We start from the raw sequence: 18,745 nt of genomic DNA, 5'->3' as shown, positions 1-18,745 counted from the left end.
TTATCATCAAGTTATTTCTTCTTGCTTACTTGCATGTACAAGTCAACTGTACCACTGCCAATTGGAATGTTACTTCCAACAATTACGTTTTCAGTGATACCTTTGAGTTGTTCAATTTCTCCTCCAAGTGCAGCATGTGCAATTGTTGGAACGGTAATCTCAAATGCGGCTCTTGCCAAGACACTGTCTTTGGTTCCTGCAATTCCATGTCTTCCGATTTGTTGCATGTAACCACGTGAGCACATCAAGTCAGCTACTAACATAATGTATCTATTATCAACTTCAAGTCCCTGATCTTCTAGAGTACTGTTAAGTTCATTGATTAGTGCATTTCTTGCAGCTTCAATTCCAAGTGTTCCTGCAATTTCAAAGACGTTGTTTGTTCTAACGTTTCTCTTGTCAATTCCTTTTACTTCTAAGACCTTTGCAACGTTTGAACCAGTTGTCTGGATAACCCACTCATCATCTTTTTGGACTAGTGTTACACGTTCAATGTCTGGTACACCTTTGACAGTAGTGTTGAGAACTTTGTTTCTGATTGCAATTGCTGTTGCAGTATCAGATTCCTCAACTAGTTTTAATGTAATTAGTTCACCAGTTGTCTCCAACTTGAATTTCTTGTTTGATGATAGTGCTGCCTCTACTTCAGCAATAGTACAGCCTCTCTCTTTGAGCCTGTTTTCACTCAAAATTAGTTTGATTTCAGTTGCATAGTCAGTTTCACTGTCTGCAATCAAGGCACTTACTTTGGTTTGCAAAACATTTCTTGCAACATCAATTGCTTTTTCTCTTGATTTCTTTGAGTCCTCATCAAGATAAATATCCATAGTTGGCGTTACTGGTTTCTTTCTTGCATCAACTAGTTCAATTAATCTTGGAAGACCCAGTGTAACGTTTCTTTCTTTAATTCCTGCAAAGTGGAATGTTCTTAATGTCATCTGAGTACCAGGTTCACCAATTGATTGTGCAGTGATGATTCCGACTGCTTGTCCTGGTTCAACTTTAGCTTTGTTGTAAAGTAGCAATCCCTTCTTACATACTGCCTCAATACCATCTTTGCTTAATCCAGATTCTAGTAATGCATCAGTTACAAGTGAGGTAAGTCTTGGGTTAAAGGTCTTGGTGTATTTCTTGGCCAAAGTTTCAATCTCGTCTTTTGTTGCCTTTTTGCCAGAGTCAACAATTTTCTGAGATTCAATTAATCTACTTGGGTTAAATGCCTCACCATGATCACTCTTTTGAACATCAATTCCATCTTCACCATAAAGGAATTGAACAATGTGTCCGTGTGGATCTCTTACTGTTCCATCATATTCTAATCTAATGTGTTCTAATGCGTTGATCAATCTACGCTGCATGTAACCACTTTGTTGTGTTCTGACTGCAGTGTCTACAAGTCCTTCACGACCACCCATTGCGTGGAAGAAGAATTCAAGTGCAGATAGTCCTTCTCTGTAATTGGATTTTACAAATCCATGTGCATCAGGATTATTGTCATGTTCTTGATAGTGTGTCAAGGCTCTGTTGTTGTAGCCTTCATGAAGTCTGTTACCTCTTCTCGACTGTTGTCCAAGGGCTCCTGCCATCTGACCCACGTTAAGTGATGAGCCTCTTGCACCAGTAGTAGCCATGATTTTTCCTGCATTGTCTGCTGGAAGGCAATCATTTGCAGTAGAGCCTGCCTTGTCTCTGGCTTTACCCAATTCATTTACAATATAGGCCTCTAATGCTTCTTCAGGTCTCATACCTCTTGTTAGTTTCAAAGTACCTTTCTTGAATTGATCAGTCAAGTCATCTACAGTGTCATAAGTCTCTTGAATGTCATCAAGAATCTGTTGTTTGTCTTTGTCAGGGACGATAAGGTCACCGTAACCATAACTGAAACCATAGTGAGTGATGAATTGTTTTACCATAATGAGAATAGAGTTGAGGAAGCTTTTTCCTACGGCATTGCCATAGTCTTTTGCAATTCTATGTAGTACACTTTCTGGTTCTTCTGCGCCAATTGAAGATTTGTCAATTACACCGCTGATTAGTTCACCATTTTTAATTACAACATCTTTTGCTTTTCCCTTTGTTCCCTTGGACCACTTTGATGTAATGACATAGTTGAAGTCTTTTGGCAAGAACAATGAGAAGAGTTGCTTTCCAGTATATGCCGGACCGTCTTTTGTTTTAGTTGCAGGTTTTGGTAATGGTTCTGTGTAACCGCCAAGCATTGCAAGGTTTGAGAATTCTTGAATAGACAAAATAGTATCGTCTTTAGTTAGAAGGTATGCACCAGTTACAAAGTCTCTTAGGGCACCAATGATTGGACCGCCATATCTTGGAGAGATCAATTGATCTTGAACTCTCATCAAGAGAATTGCTTCTGCACGTGCTTCTTCACTTTGAGGAACGTGAAGGTTCATCTCATCACCATCAAAGTCTGCGTTGTATGGTGGACAAACTGATGGGTGAAGTCTGAATGTCTTTCCGGGAAGTACACGGACATAGTGTGCCATGATTGACATCTGGTGGAGTGATGGTTGTCTGTTGAACATGACAATGTCACCGTCTGCAAGATGTCTTTCTACCAAGTATCCAATCTCAAGTGTTTCAGCAATTGTAGAGCGGTCCTCTACGAAATCAAGTCTAATCTTTACTCCGTCTGGTCGGACGATATAGTTTACGCCTGGGAATTTCTCAGGTCCATTAATTACAAGTTTTCTCATTCTCTCAATGTTCCATTCTGTTACAATTTCAGGAATTGTTAATTTCATTGCAACTGTCTCTGGGACACCGACTTCGCTCAAGTCCAAGTTAGGATCAGGAGAGATTACAGTTCTGCTTGAAAAGTCAACTCTCTTTCCAGATAATGAACCTCTGAATCTTCCCTCTTTTCCTTTGAGTCTTTGAGTCAAAGTTTTGAGAGGACGTCCAGAACGATGATGAGCTTGTGGGATTCCAGATACTTCATTATCAAAGTATGTTGTTGTATGATATTGTAACAAATCCACCAAGTCTTGAACGATTAGTGGAGGAGTTCCTGCATCTTTGCTTTCTTTTAGTCTCTGGTTAACCCTGATGATATCTACCATCTTGTGTGTCAGGTCATCTTCTGATCTAATTCCAGTCTCCAAAATAATTGATGGTCTAACAGTTACTGGTGGGACAGGAAATGCCTGCAATACAAACCATTCAGGTCTTGCAGTAATTGGATCATATGATAATAATTCTAAATCTTCATCAAGGATTTGTGAGAATCTTTCTCTAATTGTAATTGGAAGTAATCTGTGTTCTCCGATTTCTGTTTTTTCGACAAATATAGTTGGTTTGGTAAAAATTAACTCGTATTGTGTTTTACCACAGTGAGGGCATTCCTTTGCTTTCTTTGCTTTTTCAATGATTTGTTCTGGAATACGTTTTTGAGAGATTACAGTATATGCTGCATGTTTTTCTTTGATGTTTCTAAAGACATCCAAGTCTTCTTGAGGAACTTTGAGTCTTGCACAAGAACGACATGTTGATTGCAGTAACTTGTAGATATTATCAATAAATGCAATATGCAAAACAGGTTCTGCTAATTCCAAGTGTCCAAAGTGTCCAGGACATCTTGCTGCAGTATTTCCACATGTAAGACATTTTTGTCCAGGCTCTAGTGTTCCCAGTCTGCCATCCATCAAACCTCCCTGAACAGGCATTCCATCTTCATCATAAGTTTCAGGAGCAGTGATTTCTGCAACAGAATATTTTCTGATTTCAGTTGGAGACCAAACAGAGAATCTGATTCCATCAATTGCTTTTACTGCTTGAATCGACATTATAGTTTCTCCTTGATTAGTAATCTTGGTGCGACATTGAGACTCTGCATCTCTTGTAAGAGTAGTTTGAATGCATATGCAACTGAAACAGAGGAGACCTTTGCTTTATCGCCACATACTCTGCATACATACTTTCTTTGTTTAACATCATGGTAAGCAACAAGACCACATCTCTCACAAATAAAGATATCAGATTTATCAGACTCATCAAGTAGTCTGTCTTTTAGAATCATAGAAGCACCATAAGCAATCAAACAATCTCTCTCCATTTCACCGAATCTAAGGCCACCACCTCTTGCTCTTCCTTCTGTTGGCTGTTTAGTTAACATCTGAACTTGTCCACGTGCTCTTGCATGAATCTTATCTGCAACCATGTGGTGTAGTTTCTGATAGTATACAACACCGATAAAGACTTCAACTGGGAATGATTTTCCAGTTCTTCCGTCATACATTATCTCTTTACCAGAATATTCAAAGCCATGTGCATCCATTACTTGTCTTACCTCATCCATCTTCTCTCCAACAAATGCAGAACCATCAAATCTCTTTCCACGTAGTGCTGCAGATTTTCCACAGATGGATTCCATCATCATACCAACTGTCATTCTAGATGGGAATGCATGTGGATTAATCAAAACATCAGGAGACATTCCACTTGCAGTATATGGCAAGTCTTCTGCTTTAGCTAAAATTCCTAAAATTCCTTTTTGTCCGTGTCTTGATGCAAACTTGTCACCAATCTCTGGAATTCTCATATCTCTTGCTCTAATCTTGTACATCTTTCCGCCTTCATTTGATTGAGTCATAACTACAGTATCAACAACACCAGTTTCTGACGGTCTGACGCCAATTGAGGTATCCCTTCTATATGGGCCAGATGATTCAAACTCTCTATACTCTTCCATGAATCTTGGAGGACTAGTTTTTCCAATCAAGATATCGCCACCTTTTACTGGGGCTTCTGCTGCAACAACACCGTCTTCTTCTAATAGTCTGTATGCACGTTCTCCCTTGTAACCTCGGATATTATCCTCAGCGTTTGGAATTTCAAATGCATCACGCATTCCGCCAGGATATTGTTTTGCTTCAGCATCATAAATTCTAAAGAAGAATGTTCTTCCAAGTCCTCTATCAACTGATGCCTTGCTAAGAACAATTGCATCTTCAATATTGTAACCATCAAATGGCAATACTGCAACTACACAGTTCTGACCTGCTGGTCTGTCTTCTAATCCCAAAAGTTTCATTGCTTTTGTATTGACAATTGGAACTTGTGGATATAGCATAAAGTGCTGTCTAACGTAAGTACTTGTATTCATCATCGGTGTTGAGAATCCCAGACTCTGTTTTGCCATTGCAGACTCGTATGTATTTCTTGGAGACTGGTTGTGTTCAGGATATGGAATTATTGAAGCTCCTGCACCAAGAATTGCTGGTGGGAAAACTTCAAGATGAGTATGCTTCTTTGTGTCTTTTTCATCTAGTGTGACATAGCAGTTCTCTTCTTCATTTGCATCAATCATTTCAAGTACGCCCATTCTCAAAAGATCAGTCCATGAGATGAGTTTCTTTGAGATTTTATCTAACAAATCAGAAGTAAGTAGTGGTTTGTTATCTTTGATAATAATTAATGGTCTTAGTACACGTCCTGCATTACAGTTAACGTATAATCTTCTTGTAGAACCTTCAATTTCAGATTTATGAAATGATACACCAACATGTGGGTGAATCTTTGAATTTCTTCTCAAGTCCCTTAGAGATTCTGCAAGTTGTTCACCGTCTTTATAATATCCAATTAATCTACCATCAACAAATATTCTAGTCCCATCTTTTTTCAAATCTTCTTTGGCATCAAAAAAGTGAACAGTTCCAAGGTCATAGAGCTTCTCTATAATTTCTTCAGATGGTACGTTTACTGAAATGATTCCAGATAATGCGAGATTTTTTACAAGACCACAATTTGATCCTTCAGGGGTTTCACTTGGACAGATTCTTCCAAAGTGGGTTGCATGCAAGTCTCTTGCCTCAAAATTTGGCTGGGTTCTACTAAGAGGAGATTGAATTCTTCTAAGGTGACTAATAGTTGAAAGATAGTTAGTTCTATCAAGTAGTTGAGTTACACCTACTCTACCTCTTCCCCAGTTTCCAGTGGCAATTGCATTGTTTAGTTTATCAGTAATAATTCCCGGACGAATAGCAGCAGCTACAGCATTAATTCCACGTTTTTGGCCTGAGCGTTCTAGTTGGTATTTCATGTCGCGGACAAGATTTCTAAATGCAGTTCTAAACAAGTCTGCAAGCATCTGACCTGCAAATTTGATGACTTTGTTTCCATAGTGATCCTTGTCGTCAGGCTTTATCCAACCAAGTCTTAGTTCTAATAATTTACAAGCAGCTTCTCCCAAAAATTGTGCCTTTTCTTTTCTGTTTTCAGGATGCTTTCCCAAGTGAGGTAACAGACCCCAATCAAGCAAAGTCTCAGCACGTTTAATCTGAAATTCTTCAAGCATTCCCGGAGCAATTCTCTTACTGATGTAAACGATAGCGTCTTTTGCAGTTGGAACATCACCTGCTTTTTCAAAAGAGCCTTCTAATTCATCTTGAAGTTCATCTACCAAAGAAACTGCAGCTGCAATCTCTCTGTCTGATTCTAATCCAAGTGCTCTCATCAAAGTAACTACTGGAATATCAACTGGAGAGCCAGGAATTCTGGCAACAATTAATCCATCATTTTTCATGACAAGTTCTAATTTTGCACGGTAACCAACAATTGAAGAATATACTTTGGCTTTGTGTACAATGTTTCCGCCAACTGTTTCTCGGTCAACAATTATTTTATTGTAAGAAAGATCTTCTAGCCCAACAATTACTCGTTCAGAACCATTGATGATAAAGTAGCCACCAGGATCGTTTGGGTCCTCACCATGTTCAACTAATTTTTGTGTAGAGAAATTATGCAAGATACATGCATTTGATTTTGCCATAACTGGAACATCACCAATATGGACAAATCTTGATTCAAGAATTTTTCCATCTTCTACAACACTTGCCTCCATCATCACTGGTGCAGAATAAGATACGTTTCTCAATCTAGCTTCAGCTGGAGTGATGTGTGTAATGGAGCCATCAAGTTCCATCATTCGTGGTTGTTGAAGTTTAACTTTGCCTAGCTGAATCTTGTAAGGGTATTCAGCATTTTCAATATCGATTTGTCCAACTTCGTTGATAATACTTTGTAGTCCTCTTTCTAAAAATTCATCAAAGGAGTTTAGGTGTTGACGTGCAATGCCCTCTCTCTTCAAAATATCTTGAATTACTGGCCAACGTTTTGTAGAAGGATCTGCCATCTATACTTCCACCACATATCGATAATAGAAACTCTCACCAGCAGTTGGGCTTTTTCTAGTGATCTTTATCATATCACCAGGTTTTACACCAAGTCCCAAAATTGCAGGATCGTTTACAAAGATTAATGGTAATTCAGTTGGCTTACAATTGTATTTTTTTAAAACTTCTTCAGCTTCTTGTTTTGAAATGATTTCATGCTTTGGAACATAGATATGGTCAGGTACAAGAATTTGGTTTTTCTTAGTTGCCAATTACAAAACCCCCACGTCGAACATTAAATGTAACAGTAATGAATACACACAAACTGTCAAAATCTCACGCTCAGGTTAATATATATCTAATCTGAAATTCGTCAAGAAAATTGTGTTTTTTCTATTTTGTCAACTAATCTTTTCACAACCTTAAATAGTAGAAATTTAGGCGTAAGAACAATGAAATCACAATTGATGGTGTTTGCCATATCTGCAATTCTTTTTGCAAGTATTGGTACGTCACCAGCATTTGGACAAATACAAAATACGATTGTTGTTACCACAGATAAAACATCATATTCAGAAGGCGAAGTCATCATGGTAACAGGTGAAGTTAGAGATCTATATTCAGGAACTCCTGTAAGTGTTATTGTCAAAGCACCTAATGGCAACTTGGTCTCAATTGCTCAAGTTACAGTTGGCGCAGACAAAAAATTCAGTACTGAAATTACTGCTGGAGGTTCATTGATGAGAGCAGAAGGCTCATACACAATTACCGTTCAATATGGTAGTGTGAATAGATCAGATACAACATCATTTGAATTTGGTGGTTCTACGGTAGTAACACCACCAAAGGATACAGGCAAAGTTACAGAAAAAACTGTAACAGTTGAGGGTTCAACAGATTTGATAGGGTATACGATTACAGGGGCAAAACTACTTGGAATCATGCCTGACTTTGAAGCAAAATCTTTGATCGTATCAATTGATGCCACTAATGACGGTTCAATCACAATGACAATCCCTAGATCAGTATTAGATGCTACTATGAATGGTGCAGATGAGGAATTTTTCGTTCTAGTTGACGGAGAAGAAGTAGACTTTGATGAAATAAAAACATCAACAGATAGAACATTAACCATATCATTCCCAGCAGGATCTGAGGAGATCGAGATAATCGGTACATTTGTAGTCCCAGAATTTGGTACAATCGCAGCAATGATTCTAGCAGTAGCAATTATCTCAATAATTGCAGTATCTGCAAGATCAAGACTTAGTATTATACCAAGATACTAATTTCATCTTTTTTCTCTTTTTATAGAATTGTGTATTATAGATGGGTTAGATGATAAAATTACTTTTTAAATATACATAAATACCAAAGCAACTTGGGTGAAAATAGGATGAATTTAAAACGTTCTACAACATCAGTGGTATTTGCCGTTATGGCACTGTCATTAATTTCAATGACTGCAATTCAGCAAGACGCATTTGCTCAGACACAAGGAATGTCCATTACTGCTAAAGCAGATAGAAATTCAGACACCATTACTGTCACAGGTAAAACAGTTTCAAAGTTGACAGATGTTACATTTAGAGTAATATCTCCAAGTGGAAATAACGTAGTTGTTATTGATCAAGTTTCACCAATGAGTGACGGAACATTTGAGACTAAATTCAAAATAGGTCCAACATGGAAGGAAAATGGATTTTACACAATATCAGCTAAACAAAGCTTGCAACAAAATTCAATTTATACATTGGACGTTGAAGTCGAAGTAGTAAACGGAATGGCCAAAAAGACATCAGCAACTGAGTCAAGTTATAGTTCAGATATATTCGTACCATCTGGACCAAATATTGCTAAAGATGCAGGATTAGAAATTCATGCAGATGCCGTTATAGGATCTTCAACTATTGAAATCTCAGGACAAACAGACAGAGTTAGTCAAGACGTAACTTTGACTGTTACTGCACCAAATGGAAATAAAGTATCCATTGGGCAAATCACACCAATGCTAAATGGCGAATTCAGTACCACATTTAACACAGGTGGTCCGCTATGGAAACAAGATGGTTTCTATACTGTAACTGCAAAACAATTTGACGATCCAAAATACACTGCTTCAACCGAAGTCGAAATTGAAGACGGAGTAGTAGTACCAGAATTCGGTACAATCGCAGCAATGATTCTAGCAGTAGCAATTATCTCAATAATTGCAGTATCTGCAAGATCAAGACTTAGCATTATACCAAGATACTAAAATCACATCTTTTTTCATTTTTTAAATATACATAAATAGAGACAGGTTCAATTTGCAACAAGATGAACAGCCATACGTCGTTTGCGCTACTAGCCATTTTGACTGCAGTCGGTACTTTAACCATGTCATCAGCATTCGCAGAACTCCCACCAGCATGTGTAGGATGTTCCAACAGCGAGGCAAGGGCAACATCAAATGAGATGTTGCTTAAAGAGATCCCAGTATCTGTTTGGACAGATAAGAAGGATTACAAACAAGGTGACATGATTATGGTAAATGGGCAAGTAGCAAATGTAGCATCTGGATTTCCAGTTACAATTACTGTTGTGAGTCCTCTAAATTCTGTTGTTGCAATTGATCAAATCAATGTAGCAAATGATGGAAGTTTTGAGACCACATTAAACACAGCAGGTGCAATGTGGAAATACGACGGTACCTACACCGTTAAGGCAAACTATGGCAGTGCTGATAAAAAGAGCAGTGTCAAAGTCAAATTAACTGGTGGAATTTCGCATACACCAACATATGAAACACCTACAACGTCCAAACAATGTGGTGCAAATGAATTAACTGCAAATGGTTATTGTGTACCATTTAGCATTACAGGTGGTGCAGTTACAAGTGCAACCCTCAATACAGATGACAACTCAATTGTTATCAACATCAATGCCAAAAAGGATGGAACCTTAACAATAACTCCATCAAAGACAGTCCAAGACGGTATCTTCATGGTACTAGTTGATGGACAAGAATGGGATGATGTTGAGATTGTTGCAAACAAAGTAACAGTCATGTTCCCAGCAGGAACTGAACAAATTGAAATTATTGGTACCTTTGTAATACCAGAATTTGGTACAATCGCAGCAATGATTCTAGCAGTAGCAATTATCTCAATAATTGCAGTATCTGCAAGATCAAGACTTAGCATTATACCAAGATACTAAAATCACATCTTTTTTCATTTTTTCATTTTTAATAGTAAAAGAAATATACAAACATATCATTGAAAATTTGTGGATTCTAGGATATTTTATGGATTAATTTCAGTACTAATAATTTCGACAGGATTTGCTTTTGCTCAAGAGTCATTAATTTCGGTTCAAACAGATGATAAAAATTATGACGAAGGAGATACAATTGTCATATCAGGAAAAGTCACAACAGTAATAAGAGAAACACCAGTAACACTCCAATTATTTACAGAGGGCAATCTAGTAGATATTGCACAAATTACGGTGGCTCAAGATGGAACTTATTCTCATACAGTTATTGCAGAGGGACCATTATGGAGTAAGGCAGGAGATTATCTAGTCAGAGTGTTATATGGAGAAGGAAATATTGCAGAATATGAGTTTAGTTTTACTCCAGAAACAGAGTCAGTTGTAACTACAACAAATTTTGAAGTTGATGCCGGAAGTCATGGAACGTTTGATGTAGAATATACAATCAAAGGTGGAACAGTCAAAAACATGATAGTTGATTCAGATATTTTTGCATTAATTGTTCAAGTAGATTCAACTGATGAAGGGGTAATAACATTAGATTTACCAAGAGAGTTTATTGGTGCTGAAAAACAAGATGGAAAAGATGACACCTTTATCATTTTAATTGATGGTGTAGAGGTAGCATATCAAGAATCAATGGTACACTCAGATTCAAGAGTAATTACAATAAATTTTGAACAGGGAGATTCAGATATTGAAATTATTGGTACCTATATTGTTCCAGAGTTTGGAACAATTGCAATGATGATCTTACTAGTTGGAATAATGGCAACAGTAATTCTTACTAGAAACAAATATCAGATTAAAATTTAGGTTTTAGAAAAAGAATATTTTTCTTTAAATGGGGAAACTGCTCTTAACTCTTCTACAACTTTTTTTAAAATATCCACTGTTTGCTTGATTTCTTTTTCATCATTGAATATTCCAATGGTCAGTCTTAATGAACCAGTGATTTGTTCATGTGAGAAACCCATTGCCTGTAAAACATGAGATGCCTTTTGAGTGTGTACAGAACAAGCAGAGCCAGTAGATGCTGCAACACCATATTCATCAAGCTTGATTATTAGATCCTCACCGTTTACACCAAGAAAAGTAAAATGGGCATTATTTGGTAAATGATGTTCTAAATTCCCATTAGCAGATACTTGAGGAATTTCATTTAGTACATTTTGAACCAAGATGTCTCTGAGGTTTTTCATGCGAGTTATGTTTTCAGAGAGATTTGTTTTTGCAAGTTCGCATGCTTTTCCAAAACCAACAATGTTTGCAACATTCTCAGTGCCAGAACGTAAACCGTGTTCTTGACCTCCTCCCAAGATCATAGGATCAATTGAGATATCTTTTTTGACATACAATGCTCCAATGCCTTTAGGACCATAGAGTTTATGAGATGAAATTGAGAGTAGTTCCACGCCTAATTTACCAACATCTATTGGCACTTTGCCCACTGCTTGTACTGCATCAGTATGAAAGACGACATCGTGATCATGACAAATTTTAGCAATTTCAGATATTGGCTGGATGGTTCCAACCTCATTATTTCCAAACATAATTGAAACAATTCTAGTTTTTTCAGAAATGTGATTTTGTAGGTCGGATAGTTTAACCATACCAAATTTATCAACGGGGAGATAGATTACATCAAATCCATCTTCAGATAATTTTTTACATGGCTCTAAAATTGCATCATGTTCAATGGAAGATGTTATAATTTGACCGGAAGTATGTTTTTTCAAAATCCCCCTTAATGCAGTATTATTTGATTCAGTACCACCAGAAGTAATCAGGATTTCAGAAGGGTCAGCATTTATCAGGGATGCGATTTGTTTTCTTGCTTTTTCAATTGCTTTACGGGACAATCTACCATAATGATGAATAGATGAAGGATTACCATATTGTTCTTTAAGATATGGAAGCATAGAGTCTAAGACATCATTATGAATTTGAGTAGATGCAGCGTTATCAAGATAGATCAATCTGCAATCACATTGATTTTTCCTGGTTTATACCCTTCTTGATCAACTTCAACTGAAGAAAATCCAATCAACTTTAATTTTTCTGTGATTTTATTTAACACAATATCATTAAATGCAGAGATATCATTTTTTTCTACTTCAATTTTTGCAGAACCATTTAGATCACGTACACGGACCTGTTTGATTTTGGTTAGTTGTTTTACAACTGTTTCGCCTAATTCTATTCTAGTTAATTTTTCAGCAGTGACTCTTTGACCCCATGGAATCCGTGAAGCCAAGCAAGAGTTTGATGGTTTGTCATGAACTGATAATCCTACAGATTTTGCAATTTCTCTAATTTCTGATTTTGAAAAATTTGTCTCAACAAGAGGACTTCTAATCCCATTTTGTCTCAATGCCTCAATTCCGGGCCTATAATCACCCAGATCATCAAGGTTTGTTCCATCAACAATTACCTCTACCTGCTGTTGTTTTGCCAATTTCAACAAATGGTCGCCTAATTCAAGCCTACAGTGAAAACATCGAGTGGAATCATTTTTTGTAAATTCATTATTTTCAAGTTCATTGTAATCTAAGAGGAGTTGCTGGATTCCTATTTCAGAACAAACTTGCTTGGCTGTTTGTAGTTCTTCTTCAGAGAGAGTCTTGTAATCAGCAGTTACTGCAATTGCCAAATTACCTAATTTTTGGTATGCAGCATATGCTACAAGTGCACTATCTACACCACCAGATAATGCAATGATTACCTTATTTTTATCAGCAAACCAATTTTTCAGTTCATCAAGTTTTGTCATCTAATTCTCCATTTTTTCAATCTCTTTACGAAGTAGTGGTTCTGTTTCTTTGATTGATTTTTCAAGAGTATTTGAAATATGCTTCAAATCATCAAACTCAATTTTAAAATCTGTTTTGCCTTTAAATGATGATTTTTTATATCGCACCTCAAAAGACTGTCCATTAATTGTTAATGAAACATTATGGTTTGTTCTTGGAACGATAAATCTGTTAGAGTCAGATATGCGAACTCCCAGTGTTCCAGTTTCTAAAATTAGGGTATCAACTATTTCATCGATATTTTGATCATCACATATTATAGATACAAGATTTGTAGGCCTACCTTTTTTTGTAATTCCGTGATAGATTGAAACATCTCGAGCTCCTTTTTGCATAATTTTTTCGATGAGATTTCCAAGTATTTCACCTGAAATATCATCAACATTAGTCTCAAGAATCTTTACAGAATCAATTTCTAAATCATTTGTAGAACCTCGGACCAGTTTTAATACATTAGAAAATTTTTTAAAATCTTTTTGTCCAGCACCATATCCAATTGACTTGATTTTCATTGAAGGATAGTAATCCATGGATGTGTTTGTTAAATTAACCAAAATGCAAGCACCAGTAGGAGTTGTTAGTTCTTCATTAGCATCAGTGCCTTGAATTTTGAGAAAAGAGTTTTTGAAGATCTCAAGAATTGCACTTGCAGGATTAGACATTGTACCATGTGAAAAAGTTACACTTCCTCCACCAATAGAGACAGGCAGACAAATAATTTTTTCATCAAACAACCCCAAATCATCTAGGGCAATTGTGATCCCAACAATGTCAACTAGAGTATCAATGCTAGAGGCCTCATGAAAATGGACAGAATCCTCAGGAACACCATGAATTTTAGATTCAGAAGAAATGAGTGCATTAATACAAGATTCAGCAAATGTTTTTGCCTTTTCAGATAGTCCTAAATTTTGAGTAGAATCATTTATTGCTTTTTTAATTTCAGACCCCTTTCTTTCATGAGTGGGTTCATCAAGTTCTAAGATTAGTTGCAGAGCCTCAATTCCTCGTTTTTGGGTTTTTTGAAAATCAATTTTTTTAATAGTTGAATTTGAGAAAAATTTTTCAGATTTTTTAATCCCATCAATTACTTTGCGTTTATCAGCTCCCAAATCAATTAAAGAAGAGAGAAGCATATCTCCAGATATTCCTGCGATTTGAGGATCAATTACTAAAACCATTGATTAAAAATTATCAAAAATGCTTATAAATTCGTCTGATCGGTATGGAATTTCACTAGATTTAATTATTGAAAATTAACAGCGACTTTCATGATTACCATTATTGGATCAGGTAAAGTAGGCGGAGATGCAGCATTATTTTCTGCACTAAAAAAATTAGATGACCAGATTTTGTTACTAGATGTTGCTGAAGGACTTCCTCAAGGTGAGGCAATGGATATCAACCACATGCTTTCAGAGCAAGGAATAGATGTCGAAGTAAAGGGTTCTAACAATTTTGAAGATATGAAAGGTTCCAATATTGTAGTAGTTGTAGCAGGTTCTGGACGAAAGCCAGGAATGACTCGTATGGATCTATTGAAGATCAACGCTTCAATTGTCAAAAGTGTAGTAGATAACATCAAAAAATATGCAGATGACTCTATGATTATTCCAGTTACCAATCCATTAGATCCTATGGCATACATCACATACAAAGTATCAGGATTTGACAGAAGTAGGGTATTTGGAATGGGAGGTATGCTTGATTTATCTAGATTTAGACAATTTATTCATGAAGCAACTGGACACTCTCGAGATTCCATCAGAGCACTAGTTATTGGAGAACATGGTGAAAATATGCTTCCACTACCAAGATTTTCATCTGTGTCAGGAATTCCACTATCATCATTTTTGCCAAAAGAAAAATTAGATGAGTTGGTTCAAAACACAAAGCAGGTTGCTGCAAAAGTTATTGAGTTAAAGGGAGCAACAGTTCACGCCCCAGGAAATGCAATTTCTGCAATTGTTGAATCAGTTGTAAGAGATAGAAAGCAAGTCATCCCAGTTGCAACATATCTTGATGGGGAATATGGTCATTCGGATGTCACAATCGGAGTTCCAGCAGTTATAGGAAAGAAAGGAGTAGAAAAAATTATAGAGTTAGATCTAAACGATGAAGAGAAACAAGTCTTTAACAAAGCAGTAGAGAGCGTTAAAGGTGCAATATCAGGCATTGAGATCTAAGCCTTTTTTTATCCATAGAAAGAAAAATTATCATTGGAAATTCACGAAGTTCTAAAATCAGTTAAAGCAGGAAAGATGTCAGTTAATGATGCAAAAAAACTTCTTTCATTATATTCAATTGAAGAGATAGAAGGAATTGCAAAAATAGACATCAACAGAAGAAAAAGGAGGGGAATTCCTGAGATAATTTTTGCTGAGACAAAGGAACTTGACGAAACTAAAAAAATTATAAAACGAACTTTAGAAAAATCAAATTCCGTAATTGTTTCAAGAATAAAGAAAACAGATTATTCAAAAATCAAGGCATTTGCAAAGAGACTAAAAGTCAAAATTAAAACAGGAAAAAAGTCATCTTCGTTATTGTTATTCAAAAAACCAATCAAATTTCATGGTGGAAAAGTGGGTATTCTTACTGCTGGAACATCAGATATTGGGATAGCAGAAGAATCAAGACTAGTTTGCGAAGCAATGAATTGTAAATGCATCACAAGTTATGATGTGGGAGTAGCTGGAATTCAAAGAATTTTCCCAATTTTAAAAAAAATGATAGAAGCAGATGTTGATTGTATAATTGTCGCTGCTGGAATGGAAGGTGCATTAGCAACACTAGTCTCTACACTGACAGATATCCCAGTTATTGGCATTCCAACATCAGTAGGATATGGCTATGGAGAAAAAGGAATCGCAGCCCTTGCCTCAATGCTTCAAAGTTGCTCCTTGGGATTATCTGTTGTAAACATAGACAACGGTATTGCAGCTGGTGGGATTGCTGCAAATATTGCAAACAGAACAATTAGAAAAAAAGAATAAGTAAAATTTACAATTCTTTGAGCAAAATGACCTCGTAAATGATATATAACATAATCAAACGAAGTTTGATAGTTGGCTGGCAAACGTGTTGTACTAACTGCTGATCGTAGTTTAATGACAAATTATAGAGGAAATTTTCTGTATGGATTTATTGCGTGTGGACCATATGAGGTCCTACCAGAATGGGTTTTTGACAAAGTATTTTGTCCTTCAGTTGAAACAGATCCAATTACAGGTGAAGCAAAAGTTGCCCAAATTGGACTAAGAAGAATTGAGAGTTCATTGATTCAAGGAGGATACAAGAGAGACGATGTATTCATTGGACATCCAGATATGCTACACAAATCAATTGGACCAGACACGAAAGTTGTCGGAATTAATGTTATGGATCCATTGGGAATGGCACCAGTTACCACAACAATGTCACCAGAAAAATTGTCGTATGTTGCCATGAAATTTAAAAAAATGTGTGCAAGTATAATTCAACTCAAAAAGAAATATGATTTCAAAGTTGTAGTTGGTGGAAACGGGGCATGGGAATTAGCAAAATCAGATAGAATGAAGATTCATGGAATAGACACAGTGGTAGTTGGAGAAGCAGATGAATTGGCAGTTGATTTATTCCAAGATTTAGAAAAAAATGATGCTCCAGAATTAATGCATTGTTTTGTAAGAAACCTTGAAAACATTCCAACAATTGAAGGACCTACAATCAATTCTTTGATTGAGGCAATGAGAGGATGTGGAAGAGGTTGTGATTTTTGTGATGTGAATAAAAGATCAAAGAAAGATCTGCCAATAGAAAGATTACAGCATGAGGCAAAAATCAATTTAGATTATGGTTTTGATTCAATTTGGTTGCACTCTGATGAGATGTTGCTATATGGATGTGATAACAGGGATTTTGTTCCTAACAGAGATGCCATTACAGATTTGTGGAAGTCACTAAAAGGACTTGGCGCAAACTTTATTGGAACAACACACATGACATTTTCAGCAGTTGCCGCAGACCCTACATTGATGCAACAGATTTCACATGTTAATGGACAGGATCAATCAGGAAGATGGCTTGCAACTAATCTAGGAATTGAGACAGTTGCACCAGATATGGTAAAGAAGCACTTAGGTGTTAAAACAAGACCATTTTCTACTGATGAATGGGGCAGCGTTGTTAGAGAAGGGGCAAAAATTCTCAATGAAAACCATTGGTTCCCAGCTGCTACAATCATTATTGGTTGGCCTGATGAAACGCCTGACGATATCCAGTATACAATTGATATGATGAGTGACTTTAGAGAGATGGACTTTAGAGGATTAGTTGCACCATTATTGTATCAGGACTTTAGTGAAAAGAATTCAATGCACTTTGGAAATTTGAATGAAGCACAGTTTACCTTGTTTTGGAAATGCTGGGAAAACAATCTACGTGTAATCAACGACATCATTCCAATCATTCTTAGAAACAAGACTTATGGACCACCAATGAAAGTTTTCATGTATGGAATTCTAAAAGCAGGAACGTGGGCAATTATGAGATATCTAAGAGGATTGTGTAAGGATCTATTCAATGGAAGAACCCCTGATGAGATAATTGACAAGTATGCTAGAAGCAGATCAGTATCTGCTCCAAAAATTCAAACAAAGAAATTATAGATTTTCTATAGCAACATCTGCTATGGTATTTCGTTTTGGTGTTAATGAGATAAAGTAAACTTTGTCTGCTCTCTCAATATTGTCAACTTTTTTATATGATTTTGAAGATACATCAAACTCATATATTCCAGGTTCAAGGGTTCCTTTGACATACAACATAAGATATGTTTCTCCAGTAGAAGGACTAAGTGGAATAAATGACATAACATAATCCTTGTAGGAGTTAATCGGCATTGTATTTTTCATTGGTGGTGCAGCTGATGCCAAGTACATAAAAATATCTTCAATTGAATCAAATTCTTCGTACTCAATATGCATTAAGTTAGATAATGTGTTTCAGTATAATAACCTAGAGAAATTCTAAAATTATTTTCTTGATTTGAGAGATTTGTGAACTTTGAATCCGATCAATGCCGGTGCTGCAATGTACATTGCCAAGTTTAGTGCAATTACAGAAATTCCCAATCCCAAGACCTCAACTTCTGAACCATCTTCAGCTAAAGTCATAATTGACAATGTTGAAATCATTGGTGTGATGAATGCCCTAACTGCTTCTTGGAACATTGGGTTTTCTCTTTCCCAATCTGCAACAGTTGGTGCAAAGGAATAGTATAAAGTATTAAATCCAGTCATAAATGCAGCACCTGAAGTAGTGGACAATACTGTATTATCCCTAACTTCTCTAAGTAATTGAATTTGTGGTGCTAGTTCTGTACCATATGCTGCAGTTGCAATTAGGCAACTACCACCTTCATCTTCAGGTTCAGGAGTTTTGATTACTTGACATATTCCATTTACTAATTCAGTTCCTTCTCCACAATTTATCTCAGGTTCTGGTTCGGGTTCAGGTTCTGGCTCTGGTTCGGGTTCAGGTTCTGGCTCTGGTTCGGGTTCA

General features: G+C 36.5%; 15 protein-coding genes. 7 read left to right on the top strand and 8 right to left on the bottom strand.

The features are described from left to right. Nucleotides 1-11 precede the first annotated feature (11 nt). Genes C6989_RS04395 through C6989_RS04385 form a run of 3 tightly spaced genes read right to left on the bottom strand, consistent with a single transcriptional unit; the run spans nt 12 to nt 7,402 of the window. A complete protein-coding gene (locus C6989_RS04395) occupies nt 12-3,803 on the bottom strand; it encodes a DNA-directed RNA polymerase subunit A' (protein ID WP_182126437.1) in 3,792 nt (1,263 codons plus the stop codon). Next, nucleotides 3,803-7,150, bottom strand: a complete 3,348-nt coding sequence (locus tag C6989_RS04390; RefSeq protein ID WP_182126436.1) for a DNA-directed RNA polymerase subunit B — start codon at nt 7,148-7,150, stop codon at nt 3,803-3,805. The genes C6989_RS04395 and C6989_RS04390 overlap by 1 nt, the downstream gene beginning before the upstream one ends. Continuing rightward, the gene (locus tag C6989_RS04385; protein WP_148702889.1) at nt 7,151-7,402 is read right to left on the bottom strand and encodes a DNA-directed RNA polymerase subunit H; all 252 of its coding nucleotides are present in this window, start codon (nt 7,400-7,402) and stop codon (nt 7,151-7,153) included. 180 nt (nt 7,403-7,582) lie between these two features. On the opposite strand from C6989_RS04385, the gene C6989_RS04380 reads away from it, so the two are divergent. The 4 genes from C6989_RS04380 (at nt 7,583) to C6989_RS04365 (ending at nt 11,204) form a co-directional block, all read left to right on the top strand. Then, nucleotides 7,583-8,419 carry a PEFG-CTERM sorting domain-containing protein gene (locus C6989_RS04380; protein ID WP_148702888.1) on the top strand — a complete coding sequence of 279 codons (837 nt, stop codon included), beginning with the start codon at nt 7,583-7,585 and terminating at the stop codon, nt 8,417-8,419. Nucleotides 8,420-8,526: 107 nt separating this feature from the next. Beyond that, nucleotides 8,527-9,387 carry a PEFG-CTERM sorting domain-containing protein gene (locus C6989_RS04375; protein WP_182126435.1) on the top strand — a complete coding sequence of 287 codons (861 nt, stop codon included), beginning with the start codon at nt 8,527-8,529 and terminating at the stop codon, nt 9,385-9,387. A gap of 122 nt (nt 9,388-9,509) precedes the next feature. After that, complete coding sequence (locus tag C6989_RS04370) at nt 9,510-10,331, top strand: PEFG-CTERM sorting domain-containing protein (protein WP_182126434.1); 822 nt, start codon at nt 9,510-9,512, stop codon at nt 10,329-10,331. Between the two features lie 69 nt (nt 10,332-10,400). Beyond that, on the top strand, nt 10,401-11,204 hold the full coding sequence (locus C6989_RS04365) for a PEFG-CTERM sorting domain-containing protein (protein ID WP_182126433.1): 804 nt from the start codon (nt 10,401-10,403) through the stop codon (nt 11,202-11,204). Here C6989_RS04365 and C6989_RS04360 read toward each other — a convergent pair. Genes C6989_RS04360 through larC form a run of 3 tightly spaced genes read right to left on the bottom strand, consistent with a single transcriptional unit; the run spans nt 11,201 to nt 14,382 of the window. After that, a complete protein-coding gene (locus C6989_RS04360) occupies nt 11,201-12,367 on the bottom strand; it encodes a cysteine desulfurase family protein (protein ID WP_182126432.1) in 1,167 nt (388 codons plus the stop codon). The two genes, C6989_RS04365 and C6989_RS04360, sit on opposite strands and share 4 nt — an antisense overlap. After that, nucleotides 12,364-13,161, bottom strand: a complete 798-nt coding sequence (gene larE / locus C6989_RS04355) for an ATP-dependent sacrificial sulfur transferase LarE (protein WP_148702883.1) — start codon at nt 13,159-13,161, stop codon at nt 12,364-12,366. Before larE ends, C6989_RS04360 begins: the two co-directional genes overlap by 4 nt. After that, nucleotides 13,162-14,382: a nickel pincer cofactor biosynthesis protein LarC gene (larC, locus tag C6989_RS04350; RefSeq protein ID WP_182126431.1), complete on the bottom strand. Its 1,221-nt coding sequence runs from the start codon at nt 14,380-14,382 to the stop codon at nt 13,162-13,164. A gap of 90 nt (nt 14,383-14,472) precedes the next feature. On the opposite strand from larC, the gene C6989_RS04345 reads away from it, so the two are divergent. From C6989_RS04345 to C6989_RS04335, 3 genes are all read left to right on the top strand, one after another. Beyond that, entirely contained in the window at nt 14,473-15,387 is a 915-nt protein-coding gene (locus C6989_RS04345; RefSeq protein ID WP_182126430.1) for a malate dehydrogenase, read from the top strand. Nucleotides 15,388-15,420: 33 nt separating this feature from the next. Next, entirely contained in the window at nt 15,421-16,197 is a 777-nt protein-coding gene (larB, locus tag C6989_RS04340) for a nickel pincer cofactor biosynthesis protein LarB (RefSeq protein ID WP_148702880.1), read from the top strand. Between the two features lie 72 nt (nt 16,198-16,269). Next, entirely contained in the window at nt 16,270-17,850 is a 1,581-nt protein-coding gene (locus C6989_RS04335) for a B12-binding domain-containing radical SAM protein (RefSeq protein ID WP_182126429.1), read from the top strand. On the opposite strand, the gene C6989_RS04330 is transcribed toward C6989_RS04335, so the two are convergent. Together C6989_RS04330 and C6989_RS04325 are read right to left on the bottom strand one after the other, a co-directional pair. After that, a complete protein-coding gene (locus tag C6989_RS04330) occupies nt 17,845-18,168 on the bottom strand; it encodes a hypothetical protein (RefSeq protein ID WP_182126428.1) in 324 nt (107 codons plus the stop codon). The two genes, C6989_RS04335 and C6989_RS04330, sit on opposite strands and share 6 nt — an antisense overlap. Before the next feature lie 48 nt (nt 18,169-18,216). Then, nucleotides 18,217-18,745: CFI-box-CTERM domain-containing protein (locus C6989_RS04325; RefSeq protein WP_342751987.1), on the bottom strand; the 529-nt coding region annotated here is incomplete at its 5' end.

This window comes from Nitrosopumilus sp. b2 (assembly GCF_014078535.1).
Classification (GTDB): Archaea; Thermoproteota; Nitrososphaeria; order Nitrososphaerales; family Nitrosopumilaceae; genus Nitrosopumilus; species Nitrosopumilus piranensis.
This window is presented reverse-complemented; position numbering and strand designations above follow the sequence as displayed.